Origin of the sequence: Ruania albidiflava DSM 18029, from assembly GCF_000421225.1 — a bacterium.
Lineage (GTDB): Bacteria > Actinomycetota > Actinomycetes > Actinomycetales > Beutenbergiaceae > Ruania > Ruania albidiflava.
This window is the reverse complement of record NZ_ATWL01000001.1, coordinates 95,972-110,278: the sequence shown is the minus strand read 5'-3', so window position 1 is coordinate 110,278 and position 14,307 is coordinate 95,972. Positions and strand designations below refer to the sequence as shown.

Genomic DNA, 14,307 nt, shown 5'->3' with positions numbered 1-14,307 from the left:
GGGTCACCAGCCGCGCTCGGCCAGCCGGTGCGGGACCGGGATGTCGTCGACGTTGATGCCCACCATCGCCTCGCCCAGCCCGCGGGAAGCCTTCGCGATCTCGGCCGGGTCGTCGTAGAACGTCGTGGCACGCACGATGGCCGCAGCGCGGGCCGCAGGGTCACCGGACTTGAAGATCCCAGAGCCGACGAACACACCCTCGGCGCCGAGCTGCATCATCATCGCCGCGTCTGCCGGGGTGGCGATCCCGCCGGCGGTGAACAGCACGACCGGCAGCTTGCCGGCGGCGGCGACCTCGACGACCAGGTCGTGCGGTGCCTGCAGCTCCTTGGCGGCCACGAACAGCTCGTCCTGGGGCAGCGCGGCCAGTCGGGCGATCTCGGCGCGGATGGTGCGCATGTGCGTGGTGGCGTTGGACACGTCCCCGGTGCCGGCCTCCCCCTTGGAGCGGATCATCGCCGCGCCCTCGGTGATCCGGCGCAGCGCCTCGCCCAGGTTGGTGGCCCCGCAGACGAACGGCGCGGTGAAGGCCCACTTGTCGATGTGGTGGGTGTAGTCCGCCGGGGTGAGCACCTCGGACTCGTCGATGTAGTCCACGCCGAGCGACTGCAGCACCTGCGCCTCGACGAAGTGACCGATGCGCGCCTTGGCCATCACCGGGATGGAGACCGCCTCGACGATCCCGGCGATCATGTCCGGGTCGCTCATCCTGGCCACCCCGCCCTGCGCGCGGATGTCGGCGGGCACCCGCTCCAGGGCCATCACGGCCACCGCACCGGCGTCCTCGGCGACCTTCGCCTGCTCCGGGGTGACCACGTCCATGATCACCCCGCCCTTGAGCATGTCCGCCATCCCGCGCTTCACCCTGCTGGTGCCGTGCTCGGGGGCGGGCGGGGTGGCGGTGCTGGCGGTGTCGGACACAGTGACCTCACGGCTCTCAGACGGCGGGACGGGCATGCTGCAGTCTACCGCCGGGAGCCGAGGTCAGCTGGCACGGATCGACCCCGTCTCGAGGGCCAGCGGGTGCGTGCGGCCGCCCCTCGTGCGGAGGATGACTGGGGTCAGGGCACCAGCAGCTTTCCACACCAGCTGCCCTGCGCAGGCGAGTCAGCGGCCGAGCGTCGTGCCGGCGAACGCGTGCCGGTCCCGCTGCACTGCGTGCAGCAGCTCCTCCTCGGAGACGGTCTGCCGAAGGCGCCGGCTGAGCACCTGCTGGCGCCGGAACGCCAGCATGGTGGCATTGCGCTGGAACGAGACCATCGTCGCCTTGGCGCGCTCGCCGTATCCGCTCGCCCACAGCTTCGCCTGGCTGCGCAGTCGCATCGAGGCGAGCATGTCCACCTCGTGCGGGGCGAACCAGCCAGCCTGGGCGTACTCGGTCAGCCGGGCGCGGATCACCTTCGACTCCTGCCGGCGCAGCCAGATCAGCAGTGCCACCATCGCCAGGAACAGCGGCACCTGGATGAGGGCGTACAGGAGCAGGAAGTTGTTACCGATCAGCGCCGAACCGTTCCACAACGCGTGCAGCCCCATCGCCCCGACCAGCCCGGCTGGGAATGCCAGCACGATCACCCCGCCTCGTGCGGAGCGGGCGGCCAGCCCGACCGCGATCCCGATGCAGGAGGTGAACAGGGCGTGCGCGAACGGCGAGAAGATGCCGCGCATCACGAACACCTCGGCCACGAAGTCGGCATTCTGGGAGAAGTACAGGATGTTCTCGGTGAACGCGAACCCGGCTGCGACGGTGGCCGCGTAGACCACACCGTCCACCGGCCCGTCGAACTGTTGTCGGCGGAACAGGTAGATCACCAGCACGCCCAGGCCCTTGACCAGCTCCTCCACGATCGGCGCGACCACGATCGCAGTGGTCTGCATGGTGCCGTGCTGGTCCCCGGTCCGGGAGAAGATCCACAGCTGGAAGGCTGAGTTGAGCACCAGTGCGCTGAGCACCGCCACCCCGGCACCCCAGAGCAGAGCGACGAGCAGGATCGTCTTCGGCTCTGGTTCCCACCGGTCCAACCAGCGCACACCGAGCAGCACGATCGTCAACGGCACCAGGGCGAGCACGAAGGCCACCGACGTCGAGGACAGGCCCGTGCCCAGCGCGATGTATCCGAGGGCAAGGAGCAGGGCGATGCCCCCGACGACGTAGATCACCACGTTGAACACCAGCCGGTTGCTGGTGCGCTGGCCGGGGGTCCACAGCTGCTCGATCGGACCGGTGGTGTTCGCCGGTGGTGCGTAGCCGGCGGTGCCCCACCCCGACGGCGCCGGAGCGCCGAGCTGCGGGCGGTAGGCAGGCGGATATCCGGTGTGCTGCCCGGTCGGCGACCGGCCGCCGGGCCAGCCCTCTGCCGGCCGGCCACCGGGCGAGCCGCCCGGGGCCGGGCTGCCCGCGCCGCGGCCGCTGGCTGGTCGAGCGGCGCGCGGGTACTCGCGGCCGGGTGGACCTTGTGGTGGGGGCGCGGACATGCTCGTCAGCGTAGTTCAGCCAGCACTGCTCGGGCTCGTGCCAGAGGACGGGTCGAGCACGGTGAGCTCGTCATCCATCTCGAAGGTCTGCGGCAACGGTGCCCGCCCGGCGAGATGGAAGAACCGCACCAGGAGGTTGCGCCGGATCCGTCGGATCTGCACCACTGCGTCGTTGTGGAACCGACGGGCCAGCTGCACCCGATAGCTCGCAGTGGCCAGCCGAGCGAGCAGCTGCGAGCTCTCCGGGGTGGTCGCCCACTGCTCCTGGTCGGCGGCCGGGCCGAGCGCAGCCCGCAGCGCACGGGTGAGCTCGCTCTCCGCCAGGCCCCGCTCCTCAGCAGCGTCCGCGCCGTCCTCACCCAGCAGACGCGGGGCGGTGACCGCCGCCCGCCACCCGGCCTCGGCCAGGATCAGCGCGCTGGCTGGATCGAGAAGGTCGGACTCGGTGAGGGCGGTGGCGGCCTCGGCCCGGTGCACCAGCTGGGCCTCCAAGGTGGCGCGGGACCGGGTCTCTCGCCGGTGCAGCCGGTCCAGCCGCCGCGCCACGCTGCTCAGGGCGAGCACGATCACCACGAGCGCCGCGAGCACCAGCAGTGCGATCTCGGCCGGGGTCACGGCGCGCTCCGCGGGCCGAACAGCCGCCGGAGCCACCCGGTCGAGGGCTGGGAGCCGTGAGCGGTGACCATCGCGTACACGTCCAGGATGCGGGCGGCCACCTCGTCCCAGTCGAACCGGCGCACCGCTGTCTCGGCATGCGCACGCCGCCGGCCCCGTTCGGCCGGGTCGCCGAGCGTGCGAAGCACCGTGTCCGCCAGCGACGCCGGGTCGCCGGTGCTGAACAAGAACCCCGATCCCCCGTCGTCGAGCACCCGGCGGAACGCGTTCAGGTCGCTGGCGATGACCGACGTGCCCGCGCTCATCGCCTCCACCAGGACGATGCCGAAGCTCTCTCCGCCGGTCTGCGGGGCGATGTAGGCGTCCACAGAGGCGAACAGTGCTGCCTTCTCCGCGTCGCTGATCGCACCGAGCTCCTCCACCGCCGCCGCATGCTCTCCCAGCTGGGCTGTGGCGGCGGCCAGGTCACCACGACCGGCCACCAGCACCCGCAGCCCGGGGTACCGGGCCCGGATGGCGGGCACAGCAGCCATCAGCACCTGCAGTCCCTTGCGGGGTTCGTCCAGGCGGCCGAGGAACGCCAACGTGGGCCGTTCGGGCGTACCCTGCCAGGCCGGGTTGGGCGTCGCATCAGCGAAGTAGCGGGTGTTCACCCCGTTCGGGATCACCACCGCGTCCCCGCCCAGGTGCTCCACCACGGTCCGGCGGGCATCCTCGGAGACGGCGATGCGTGCGCTGATCTGTTCCAGTCCGGGGCGTACCAGCGGGTAGGCGACCTGCAGCGCTCGGGAGCGCTCCTGCGCGGAGTGGAACGTGGCCACCACGGGCGCCTCGGACCGGCGCAGGGCGATCATCCCCACCGACGGGGCGAACGGTTCGTGGATGTGCACCACGTCGAAGGCGCCGGTGGCCAGCCACCGTGCGGTCCGTGCGGAGACCGCCGGGCCGAAGCTGAGCCGTGCCACCGACCCGTTGTACCGCACCGGAACGGCACCACCGACCGACACCAGGTAGTCGGGCACCTCGGTGTCCTCGTCGGCCGGGGCGAGCACGGAGACGTGGTGCCCGTGGCCGATCAGGTGCTCGGCAAGATCGCGGATGTGGAACTGCACCCCACCGGGTGCGTCGAACGAGTACGGGCAGACCAGGCCGACCCTCATGTCTCCTCCGCCTGTGCTCGGGCCCGGGCCAGCCGGCCAGGATCGAGGTCGGCCGTGTAGACCTTCTGCAGCATGTGCCAGTCCTGCGGCACGTGAGCGAGCGCTCGAGCGTACTCGGTGAACCACTGCCGGGTCATCTGCGCCACCCGGTCGGCGTTCGTCACGGCCGGATCGTCTGCGGCAGGCACCTCCACCTCGGAAAGGAAGTCGACATGGATGCCCCACGGGCTGCGGGCGGCCCGGCGGCGCTGACCACTGAGCCGTTCGTAGTGGATCAGGACGGGGATGAGCGGGATGCCCCTGGCCAGCGCCAGCGCGGCAGGACCGGGCGCCACCCGCACCTCGTGCTCGCCGAGCCGGACGTCCACCCCGGTGCTGGACAGGTCCCGGTCGGCCAGCAGCGGCACGATCCCCGGGCGGCGGCTGGCTCGCAGCAGGTCCCGGAACACCCCGCCGCCCTTCTGGAACGGCACGATCACCATGCCCAGGGACTCCCGGAAGCCGGCGAAGGCTTCGAACAGCTCCGGCGGCTCCAGCCGTTCGGCCACGGTGATCACGGTGCCGATGTGCCGGTTCGCCCACGCGCCGGCCAGATCCCAGTTGCCGGAGTGGCCCAACGCCAGCACCACCGTCTCCCCCCGAGCCACCAGCTCGGCGTACTTCTCGTAGCCGCTGGTACGCACCCGGGCGTCGATCTCTTCCTCGGTCATCCCCGGCAGCTGGAAGGCTTCGCAGTAGTAGCGCATGTAGGAGCGCATCCCGGCCCGGGAGAGACGGCGCAGCTGGCGTCCCTGGGCGCCCTCGGTCAACCGGGTCAGGTTGCGTTCCAGCTGACGCACCGCCGGGATGCGCAACGTGTGCGCGGCGAGCGCGACCAGGTCGAAGATCCCACGCGCCACCGGCCGCGGCAGCCGGGGCACCACCCGCCACGCGAGCAGGAACACCCGGGCCGGGTCCAGCGCCTTCATGTGCGCTCCTGCTCGGTCGAGGCCCGGTGGACCACCAGGCTGCGTTGCACCACGGTGACCAGGTTGGCCAGCACCAGCAACGCCAGCGCGACCACCAGCACCACCGGTGAGGCGCCAAGACCCACCGCGAGCGTGGCGATCCCGGCGAACACCAGCCGGTCGGTGCGCTCTGCGATGCCGGCCTTGGCGCTGATCCCCAGACCCTCCGCCCGGGCGCGGGCATAGGAGACCAGCATCCCGGCGAACACACACGCCATCGCCAGGCCGAGGCCGAGTCCCTGCCAGCGCTGCTCGTCCTGCCCGAGCAGGTACAGGCCCAGAGCGGTGAAGATCGCGGCGTCGGTGATGCGGTCCATGGTGGAGTCCAGGTAGGCGCCGAACGCGCTCTCCCGACCCAGCTCCCGCGCCATCAACCCGTCGACCGAGTCGGCGAAGGCGAGCACCAGCACCACCAGCACGCCGGCCACCAGGTGCCCGGGCGGCAGCAGCAGCAGGGCGGCTGCACTGGTGGCCACGGTGCCGATCACGGTCACCACGTTCGGGCTCACCCGCAGGCGCACCAGCAGGTGTGCCAGCGGCCCGAACACCGCCGCGGTGAAACCCCGCCCGTGGTTACCGAGGACCATCGACCCACCCGCTGGCCAGCTGCGCACGAGTCTGGCCGAGCAGCTCCGGCAACGCACGCGCACGGCCCACGATCGGCAGGAAGTTGGAGTCCCCGGCCCAACGCGGTACCACGTGCTGGTGCACGTGCCCGGCCACGCCGGCACCGGCTACCGCACCAGCGTTCATCCCCAGGTTGAACCCGTCGCAGGCCTTCACCTGCTGTAGCGTGCGCATCGCCGCAGCGCTCAGCTCGGTCATCTCCGCCCGTTCGACGGCGGTCATCGTAGTCAGGTCCGGGACGTGCCGGTAGGGGCAGATGAGCAGGTGCCCCGGGTTGTACGGGTACAGGTTGAGCACCGCGTAGCAGCTCTCACCCCGGTGCACGACGAGCGCCTGCTCGTCGGTCTGCGCTGGTGCGGCGCAGAACGGGCAGCCCGGCCCGGCGTTGTCGTCGGAGGGCTTGTTCTCCCCGTCGATGTAGGCCATCCGGTGCGGGGTCCACAACCGGTCGTACCCGTCCGGGACTGCCGGGTGCTGCTCCGCCTCCTCCATGCTCAGACCTGCACCCGGGTGGTGATCGCGTCGGTGATCAAGCTGATCGCCTCCTGGACCGGGACGCCGTTGCGCTGGCTGCCGTCCCGGTACCGGAAGGAGACGGCCCCTGCCTCCGCGTCCTCGCCGCCGGCGATGAGCACGAACGGCACCTTCTGCTTCGTGGCGGTGCGGATCTTCTTGTTGAACCGGTCGTCGGAGGTGTCCAGCTCGGCACGGACCCCCGCGGCACGCAGCCGGGCCACGACGTCGCCGAGGTAGTCCTCGAAGACCTCAGCGACCGGCACCGCCTGCACCTGCACCGGCGCCAGCCACGGGGGGAACGCACCGGCGTAGTGCTCCAGCAGCACCCCGAAGAAGCGTTCGATAGACCCGAACAGCGCCCGGTGGATCATCACCGGCCGCTGCCGTGACCCGTCGGCTGCCGTGTACTCCAGGTCGAACAGCTCCGGTTCGAAGAAGTCCAGCTGGATGGTGGACAGCTGCCAGGTGCGGCCGATGGCGTCCTTGGCCTGCACGGAGATCTTCGGCCCGTAGAACGCTGCCCCGCCGGGGTCGGGCACCAGGTCCAGTCCGGAGGCGGTGGCCACCTCGGCCAGGGTCCGGGTGGCCTCCTCCCAGGTGGCCTCATCACCCACGGACTTCTCCGGGTCCCGGGTGGAGAGCTCGAGGTAGAAGTCGTCCAGCCCGTAGTCCTTGAGCAGGTCGAGCACGAAGGTCAGCAGCGAGCCGAGCTCGTCACGCATCTGCTCGTGGCTGCAGTAGATGTGGGCATCGTCCTGGGTGAAGCCGCGCGCCCTGGTCAGGCCGTGCACCACCCCGGACTTCTCGTACCGGTACACGTGACCGAACTCGAACAGCCGCAGCGGCAGCTCCCGGTAGGACCGGCCCCGGGAGCTGTACACCAGGTTGTGCATCGGGCAGTTCATCGGCTTCAGGTAGTAGTCCTGGCCGGGCTTGATGATCTCCTCACCCTCGCGCACCTCGTCCACGTGCATCGGCGGGTACATCCCCTCGGCGTACCACTCCAGGTGCTTGGAGGTCTCGAACAGCTTCGACTTGGTGATGTGCGGGGTGGTGACGAAGGAGTACCCCGCCTGCACGTGCCGCCGGCGGGAGTAGTCCTCCATCTCCATCCGGATCATCGCGCCCTTGGGGTGGAACACCGGCAGCCCGGAACCGATCTCCTCCGGGAAGGAGAACAGGTCGAGCTCTGCGCCCAGCTTGCGGTGGTCCCGCCTCTCGGCCTCGGCGAGCCGGTCCTTGTAGGCGACCAGCTCCTCCTTGGTCGGCCACGCGGTGCCGTAGATGCGCTGCAGCTGCGGGTTCTTCTCGCTGCCGCGCCAGTAGGCGGCCGCGCTGCGCATCAGGGAGAAACCGTTGCCGATCAACCGGGTGGAAGGCAGGTGCGGGCCACGGCACAGGTCCTTCCACGCCACCTCACCGCTGCGGCGCACGTTGTCGTAGATGGTCAGCTCACCGGCGCCGACCTCCACCGAAGCCCCTTCTGCGGCCTCGGCGGCGTCGCCACCGGAACCCTTGAGCCCGATCAGCTCGAGCTTGTACGGCTCAGCAGCCAGCTCCGCGCGCGCCTCCTCGTCGCTGACCACCCGCCGGCGGAACGTCTGCCCCTCCTTGACGATCCGCTGCATCGCCTTCTCCAACGCCTTGAGCTGGTCCGGGGTGAACGGTTCGGCCACGTCGAAGTCGTAGTAGAAGCCGTCGGTGATCGGCGGTCCGATGCCGAGCCTTGCGTCCGGGTTCACCTGCTGCACAGCCTGGGCGAGCACGTGTGCTGCGGAGTGCCGCAGGATGTTCAGCCCGTCCGGGGAGTCGATGCGTACCCCCTCGACCTCACCGCCGTTCGGCAGCTCGGCCACCAGGTCGCGCAGCTGACCGTCCACCCGCACTGCCACGATGGCCCGGTCCTGGCCGAACACGTCGGTGCCCGTGGTGCCCGCCGGGAACGAACGCTGTGTTCCATCGATGAGCAGGGAGATCTCGGGCACGGTCGTGCTCCTTGGGGTGGGTCGGTATCGGTCTCGTCGATCGTAGCGAGTCACTGGGGCCACCCTGTACCTCAAAACCACCCCGGGTCGCGACCGCTCGGGTTCGCGGCCGGAAAGCCCTTCCCGGCCGCGAACCCGAGCGGTCGGGAATGGTGGGGTCAGGGGCCGCTGTTGAAGATCTCGGCCAGAGCACGCAGCTGCGCCTCCCCGAGCAGTCCGGTGGTGGATCCCGCAATCTGCACCAGCGTCATCTGCTCGGCCTGGGCCGGCAGCGGTGCGTCCACCAAGTCGCCGAGAACGCTGCGCAGCTGCTCCAGTGCTTCGCGGTCGGCGCGCAGCTCACGCACGGTCCGGGTGCCCAGCGGTGTCTGCTCGAGCGCGGCCAGGAGCTGGGGATCGGGTCCCGTGCTCTTCGGGGCGGACCCTGCAGCGAGCGCGAGGTGCTCGACGAGCACCGGTCCGGTCGCGGGCAGACCGAGCCGTTCGAACTGCTCCGCGGGCGCCTCGTTCGCGCGCATCAGCGCCACGAGCAGCTCGGCCATCTGTTGCTCCAACGTCGGATCGGTGAGCGGGTCGGCCTGGACCGGGTCGGTGGCCAGGTCGAACAGCAAGGAACCGAAAGCGGCCGGGTTGTTCGGTCCGATCGCCGGGACCTTCAGCACCGGGACCCCCTTGGTGAATCCGAACGGGGCCACCAGCTCAGCGCGGGCGAGCACTTCCGGAGTGAACCGGCCACGCATCGAGGTCGGCATCAGCGTGTAGTCGAAGAGCGGCTGGTTGTCGTCCCCGGCGCAGGCACGCATGTACACGTACCGCCCGTCGGTCACGCACACGTGGCCACCGTGCAGCCCGAACAGTGCCGCGTCCCGCACCGGTGTCCCGGCCCGGATCACCTCCGCCAGCGAGCGGCCCTGCATGTCCGGTGTGGGCTCCAGACCGAACGCCTCGAGCAGAGTGGGTCCGAGGTCGATCGTCTGCACCAGCGCGTCTCGGCTCTCCCCGGCCACGCCGGTGCGCGGATCCCAGACGAACAACGGGGTGTGGATGGTCTCGTCGTACAGCGGCATGACGTTCTTGCCCAGCCAGTCGTGCTCGCCGAGCAGCAGACCGTGGTCGGTGCACACGATCAGCATGGTGTCGTCCCACATCTGGTGCCGGTCCATCGCGTCCAGCACCCGGCCCAGGGAGTGGTCGCACATCGACAGCAGCGCCAGGTAGCGACGCTGCAGGTGCGCCAGGTCCGCCTCGCTCTGGGTGACCGGCACGTAGTCGGGCCAGTCGAACTCCAGCCCGGAGTCGGTGGCCACCTGCTCGTACAGCTGGTGGTACTGCTCATAGCTGAAGAACGGTTCGTGCGGGTCGAAGGTCTCGATCTGCACCATCCAGGAGTCCTGGTCGGCGTTGGTGTCGATGAAGTGCAGGCCGGCATCGAACGTGCGGGTCTGCGGGTGCTCCGCCTCGGTGGTCAGGTACCCCCGGTTGATCCGGTCCTGGCGGCGGAGCTCGTGGTTGCCGGTGAACGGGGCGATATCACTGAGGTCCGGGTCGGCCACGTGCCCCTTCCACTCGTCCCCTTCCTGACCGCGGAACAGCTCGAAGGTGCGGAACCGCGGGTGGTAGGTGGCACCACCGTCGAGCCAGTAGTGCTGGTGGTCGGTGACCAGATGGGTGTACACGCCCGACTCGGTGAGCAGCTGCGGCACCGAGTCGTCGAACGGCTCCAACGGCCCCCAGGAGCGGTGCAAGAAGTTGTACCGGGCGGTGTGCATCTCCCGGCGGGCAGGCATGCACGGCATCGAGCCGCCATAGCAGTTGTCGAACTGCACCGAGTGCTGGGCGAGCCGCTCGAAGTTCGGTGCGTGCACCCCCTTGGCCCCATAGGGCGGCAGGAAGCGGCGGTTCAGGGTGTCGAACATGACGACGATCGCGCGCAACGAAACATCCCTTCTCGGTGAGCTCGGAGGCTCTGCGGACCTCCATCTAGGCTACGGACCGGATCTGGTACACCGCGGCGGCTCCGGCGAGCATGATCACCGCGGCCACCACGTACAGCTCGCTGTAGCCGGCCACGCTGAGCACGGCCCACCCGACCAGCGGCGCCATCGGCAGGTGCTGGGCGGAGTTGACGATGCCCAGGTCGCGGGCACGGGTGGCCGGGTCGGGCAGGACGTCGGTGAGCAGCGCCTGGTCCACGGACAGAAACGTGCCGAACCCTAGCCCCAGCAGCACAGCGGCGACGATCGCGGCATCCCAGGTCGGCACCAGGGCCAACGTCAGGGCGGCGGCCGCCTGCAGTGCCCCTGCTACGGCGACGAACGGTCGCCGTCGTCCGACCCGGTCGGTCAGCCTTCCACCTGCCCAGGAGGCGAGCCCGCAGGCCAGCAGGTAGACGAGCACCAGCACCAGGAGCGCCCCGTCCGGGTCGGGCAGACCAAGCACGTCGGCGAGGAAGTAGAGCAGATAGGTGGTGCCCACCAGGTTGCCGCCATTGATCAGCACCCGGGAGACCAACGCCCAGGTGTAGTCGTGGTACCGGGCCAGGTCCACCCGACGGCGTGGCCCGCCGGCAGCCCACCGGCGCGATGGGGTCGGCGGCGCCTCCACCTCGCGGTAGCGCAGCAGGAACGGCAGCGGGCACAGCAGGGCGAGCACGGCGATCACCAGCCAGCTGTGCCCCACGTCCGTGATCACCTCGGTGACCAGGACCATGCCCCCGGCCAGTGCGATCACCTGTGGCACACCCATCGCCGCAGAGGCGCTGCCCCGCTGCCCGTGCGGCACGCGGTCGGCGATGATCGCCGAGAGCGAGACCAGCATGATCGCCTCGCCCAGTGCCACCAGGGCGAGCAGCACACCGGCACCGAGACCGCCCTGCTGAAAGCCCACGAACGCGAACGGCACAGTACCCAGCAACAGACCGGCCAGCGCCCAGGTGCGCCGGCGCCCGAATCGCGGCCGGCTGCGGTCGCACAACCAGCCGACGATCGGCACGGACACCACGATCACCACCGCCATCACTGCGATCAGAGCTGAGGAGAGCGCGACCTTGTCGACCGGGTCGATCACGCTGGCGAGCTTGACCACCATGAACTGCCCGGGCAACATCACCAGCAACCAGAACCCGAACCAGGCGGCAGCGAAACCGAGCAACCAACCGGGACCGACCGGTTGCTGCGCTGCAGCACCGGGACGGGCCGCGGTCGGGCTGGTCATCGCTGCCCGCGGTGTGCTGCCACGGGCGGGCGTCCCAGAGCCTGCCGGCGTCGGGCGAGCACGTCCTGCAACCAGCGGAAGGACGCCTTCGGGGTGCGTACCAGCGTGTCGAAGTCCACGTGCACCAGCCCGAACCGCTGGCTGAAGCCGGCGGCCCACTCCCAGTTGTCCAGCAGCGACCAGACGAAGTAGCCGCGCAGGTCCAGCTCCTCGGCCGGACCGCCCGGGCAGGTCGCAGCGAGTGCCGCCGCGATGTGCCGGTGCAGGTAGTCGATGCGCTGGTCGTCGGCGACCGTGCCGTCCGGACCGGGGACGTCCGGGAAGCTCGCCCCACCCTCGGTGATGTACACCGGCGGCAGCTGCGCGCCGTAACGGTGCGCCATCTCGGTGAGGGTGACGCTGAGGAACTCCGGTGCCACCGGCCAGCCGAAACCGGTGCGCTGGTAGCCGTCCAGGTCCAGGAGCCGGAACGGGGCCGCCGCCATCGCAGCACTGCTGCCGTCCGGGCTGCTGCCGTCCCCGGCACCAGCGGCCACGCGGGATGGCATGTAGTAGTTCAGTCCGTAGCAGTCCAACGGTTGGGCGATCGTGGCCAGGTCTGCTGCCGGGACCTCCGCCAACGATCCGAACAGGTCGGCCAGCTCGGCCGGCACCTGCGGGTAGTGGCCCAGGAGCACCGGGTCGGCAAACACCCGGTTGTGCACCAGGTCGAACAGCACGGCCATCAGCTGGTCGTCCGGGCTGCCGCTGGCGGGCAGCACCGGCGAGTGCACGTTGGTGATACCGATCTGCCCGCGTACACCAGCCGCACGTAGCGCCTGCACCCCCAGACCGTGGGCGAGCAGCTGGTGGTGGACGGTCGGTAGTGCGTCGAACAGCAGGCTCTGGCCCGGGGCGTGCAGCCCGAGGGCGTAGCCGTTCAACGTGACCGTGGCCGGCTCGTTCAGCGTGATCCACGTGTGCACCCGGTCGCCGAACCGGTCACCCGCCAGCGCTGCCAGCTCACCGAACCGTGCTGCGGTGTCCCGGTCCAGCCAGCCACCGGTGTACTCCACCGGTAGGTCCCAGTGCGTCAGGGTGACGAACGGTGCGATCCCGGCGGCGAGCAGCTCGTCGAGCAGCCGGTCGTAGAAGTCCACCCCCGCTGCGTCCAACGCACCGCTGCCGTGCGGCTGCAGACGCGTCCAGGACAGGGAGAACCGGTAGGCGTCCACCCCCAGGTCGCTCATCAGCGCTACGTCCTCGCGGTAGCGGTGATAGTGGTCGGTGGTCACCGACGTGTCGCTGCCGTCCAGGATCCGCCCGGGCTCGGCGCTGAACGCCTCCCACACGCTCCGGGTGCGTCCACCGGCGGCCACACCTCCTTCCACCTGGGCCGCTGCGGTCGCGGTGCCCACCAGGAAGCCGTCCGGAAGGATGAGCTGGTCGGTCGAATCGTGGTCCACGTCAGATGCCTCCTGAGCGGACCTCGACGTCCGCCGTCGCCCATACTGGGACGATCGTCCCAGTTCGCGCTAGCCTAGGCGCGGTCCGAGGCCCTGGCAAACAGCTGCAGGTCGATGGTCGAGAGGGTGGAGACGATGGTGCGCATCCCGGTGGAACAACGCCGTCGCCAGCTGGTCGCCGCAGCGTTCACGGTGATCGCCACCCGAGGCCTGGCCGCAACCTCGGCGCGTGCGGTCGTGGCCGAGGCAGGCATGTCCCTGGCCAGCTTCCACTACGCCTTCACCTCCCGCGAGGAGCTGCTGGAGATGCTCATCACCGAGGTCACCGACGGCGAGCAGGCGGCCGTGCTGCCCCAGGAGCTGGCGGGAAAGACCTTGGAGGAGCTGCTGATCGAGGGACTCACCGGGTACCTGGAGCACCTGCGGGCCGACCCACTGCGGGAGCAGGCGATGCTGGAGCTCACCCAGTACGCCATCCGGAGCCAACCGGAGCTGGCGCAGCACCAGTACCGCCGTTACCGGGAGATCGCTGCGGCCGCTCTCCAGCTGGCGGCCTCCGAGACCGGGACGCGCTGGCAGGTACCGCTCGGCACGGTGGCCCGGTTGCTGGTGCACGTCACCGACGGGCTCACCCTGACCTGGTTGGTGGACCGGGACGACCGTGCGGCCCGTGATGCGCTCGCGGCGGCAGCCCGGGCGCTGACCGCCCTCGCTGCCCCGGAGCCGCCCACCGCCCCGGAGCCGTCGCCGCAGGAGTGATGCCGGGGTGCCCGCGACGGGCCGGCGATCAGCTCTCGACGACGAGCAGAGGTCCTTCGTCCTCGGTCGGTACCTCGAAGTGGTCGAAGTAGCGGGCGGCGGTCGCCGGGCTGAGCTGCACGTCGTCGGCACCTGCCCCCGAGCGTGCTGCCACCCGTGCCAGCACCACTTCCCGCGGCGTCGCCAGGTAGACCGTCTCGGCCAGCACACCCAGCTCGGTGAGCAGGGCACGGTACTCCGCGCGCTTCTGCTGCGACCAGAAGGAGAGGTCCACGACCACGTCCCGGCCAGCACGCACCAGCGAGACGAGACGCCCTCGTAGCCCACCCTCGATCTGGGCGACCACCTCCTCGTCGAGCGGCTGGCGCCGGTAGCCCCGAGCCCAGGCTTCCTCGTCGATCGACAGGCGGACCAGTCCCTGCTGCTCCAGACCGCGGGCGTAGGTGGTCTTCCCGGAACCGGCCGGACCGCACATGAGGACGACGCGGGGCACGCCCTGAGCCTAGAG

At 70.3% G+C, this 14,307-nt stretch carries 13 protein-coding genes; 1 reads left to right on the top strand and 12 read right to left on the bottom strand.

Features of this window, described 5'->3' with window-relative positions; translation table 11 throughout:
• Positions 1 to 3: 3 nt before the first annotated feature.
• From pdxS to K338_RS19595, 11 genes are all read right to left on the bottom strand, one after another.
• A complete protein-coding gene (gene pdxS, locus K338_RS0100485) occupies positions 4 to 921 on the bottom strand; it encodes a pyridoxal 5'-phosphate synthase lyase subunit PdxS (protein ID WP_022916217.1) in 918 nt (305 codons plus the stop codon).
• Positions 922 to 1,107: 186 nt separating this feature from the next.
• Complete coding sequence (locus K338_RS19610; RefSeq protein ID WP_022916216.1) at positions 1,108 to 2,472, bottom strand: PrsW family glutamic-type intramembrane protease; 1,365 nt, start codon at positions 2,470 to 2,472, stop codon at positions 1,108 to 1,110.
• A 15-nt stretch (positions 2,473 to 2,487) separates the two neighbouring features.
• Entirely contained in the window at positions 2,488 to 3,087 is a 600-nt protein-coding gene (locus K338_RS19605) for a LemA family protein (protein WP_022916215.1), read from the bottom strand.
• Positions 3,084 to 4,247 carry a glycosyltransferase family 4 protein gene (locus K338_RS19600; RefSeq protein ID WP_022916214.1) on the bottom strand — a complete coding sequence of 388 codons (1,164 nt, stop codon included), beginning with the start codon at positions 4,245 to 4,247 and terminating at the stop codon, positions 3,084 to 3,086. Before K338_RS19600 ends, K338_RS19605 begins: the two co-directional genes overlap by 4 nt.
• On the bottom strand, positions 4,244 to 5,215 hold the full coding sequence (locus tag K338_RS0100465; protein ID WP_027286273.1) for a phosphatidylinositol mannoside acyltransferase: 972 nt from the start codon (positions 5,213 to 5,215) through the stop codon (positions 4,244 to 4,246). The genes K338_RS19600 and K338_RS0100465 overlap by 4 nt, the downstream gene beginning before the upstream one ends.
• Complete coding sequence (gene pgsA, locus K338_RS0100460; RefSeq protein WP_040652500.1) at positions 5,212 to 5,841, bottom strand: phosphatidylinositol phosphate synthase; 630 nt, start codon at positions 5,839 to 5,841, stop codon at positions 5,212 to 5,214. The genes K338_RS0100465 and pgsA overlap by 4 nt, the downstream gene beginning before the upstream one ends.
• Positions 5,828 to 6,373, bottom strand: coding sequence for an HIT family protein (locus K338_RS0100455; RefSeq protein WP_040652497.1), 546 nt, complete (start codon positions 6,371 to 6,373; stop codon positions 5,828 to 5,830). Before K338_RS0100455 ends, pgsA begins: the two co-directional genes overlap by 14 nt.
• A 2-nt stretch (positions 6,374 to 6,375) precedes the next feature.
• Entirely contained in the window at positions 6,376 to 8,382 is a 2,007-nt protein-coding gene (gene thrS, locus K338_RS0100450) for a threonine--tRNA ligase (protein ID WP_022916213.1), read from the bottom strand.
• A gap of 158 nt (positions 8,383 to 8,540) precedes the next feature.
• Positions 8,541 to 10,316, bottom strand: coding sequence for a sulfatase (locus K338_RS0100445; RefSeq protein ID WP_022916212.1), 1,776 nt, complete (start codon positions 10,314 to 10,316; stop codon positions 8,541 to 8,543).
• A 46-nt stretch (positions 10,317 to 10,362) separates the two neighbouring features.
• Entirely contained in the window at positions 10,363 to 11,595 is a 1,233-nt protein-coding gene (locus K338_RS0100440; protein WP_022916211.1) for an MFS transporter, read from the bottom strand.
• Positions 11,592 to 13,040, bottom strand: a complete 1,449-nt coding sequence (locus K338_RS19595; protein ID WP_022916210.1) for a glycoside hydrolase family 1 protein — start codon at positions 13,038 to 13,040, stop codon at positions 11,592 to 11,594. Before K338_RS19595 ends, K338_RS0100440 begins: the two co-directional genes overlap by 4 nt.
• Before the next feature lie 114 nt (positions 13,041 to 13,154).
• Between K338_RS19595 and K338_RS0100430 the strand changes: the two genes are divergently transcribed.
• Positions 13,155 to 13,799: a TetR/AcrR family transcriptional regulator gene (locus tag K338_RS0100430; RefSeq protein WP_022916209.1), complete on the top strand. Its 645-nt coding sequence runs from the start codon at positions 13,155 to 13,157 to the stop codon at positions 13,797 to 13,799.
• Positions 13,800 to 13,827: 28 nt separating this feature from the next.
• Here the strand turns inward: K338_RS0100430 and K338_RS0100425 are convergent, their stop codons facing one another.
• Entirely contained in the window at positions 13,828 to 14,292 is a 465-nt protein-coding gene (locus K338_RS0100425; protein WP_022916208.1) for a P-loop nucleotide/nucleoside kinase family protein, read from the bottom strand.
• Positions 14,293 to 14,307 lie beyond the last annotated feature (15 nt).

Excerpts from the sequence above, each read along its gene's own strand:
- K338_RS0100455 (WP_040652497.1), bottom strand. The coding sequence starts at position 6,373 with ATGGAGGAGGCGGAGCAGCACCCGGCAGTCCCGGACGGGTACGACCGG.
- K338_RS0100430 (WP_022916209.1), top strand. The coding sequence starts at position 13,155 with ATGGTCGAGAGGGTGGAGACGATGGTGCGCATCCCGGTGGAACAACGC.
- K338_RS19610 (WP_022916216.1), bottom strand. The coding sequence starts at position 2,472 with ATGTCCGCGCCCCCACCACAAGGTCCACCCGGCCGCGAGTACCCGCGC.
- K338_RS19600 (WP_022916214.1), bottom strand. The coding sequence starts at position 4,247 with ATGAGGGTCGGCCTGGTCTGCCCGTACTCGTTCGACGCACCCGGTGGG.
- K338_RS0100465 (WP_027286273.1), bottom strand. The coding sequence starts at position 5,215 with ATGAAGGCGCTGGACCCGGCCCGGGTGTTCCTGCTCGCGTGGCGGGTG.
- pgsA (WP_040652500.1), bottom strand. The coding sequence starts at position 5,841 with ATGGTCCTCGGTAACCACGGGCGGGGTTTCACCGCGGCGGTGTTCGGG.
- K338_RS0100440 (WP_022916211.1), bottom strand. The coding sequence starts at position 11,595 with ATGACCAGCCCGACCGCGGCCCGTCCCGGTGCTGCAGCGCAGCAACCG.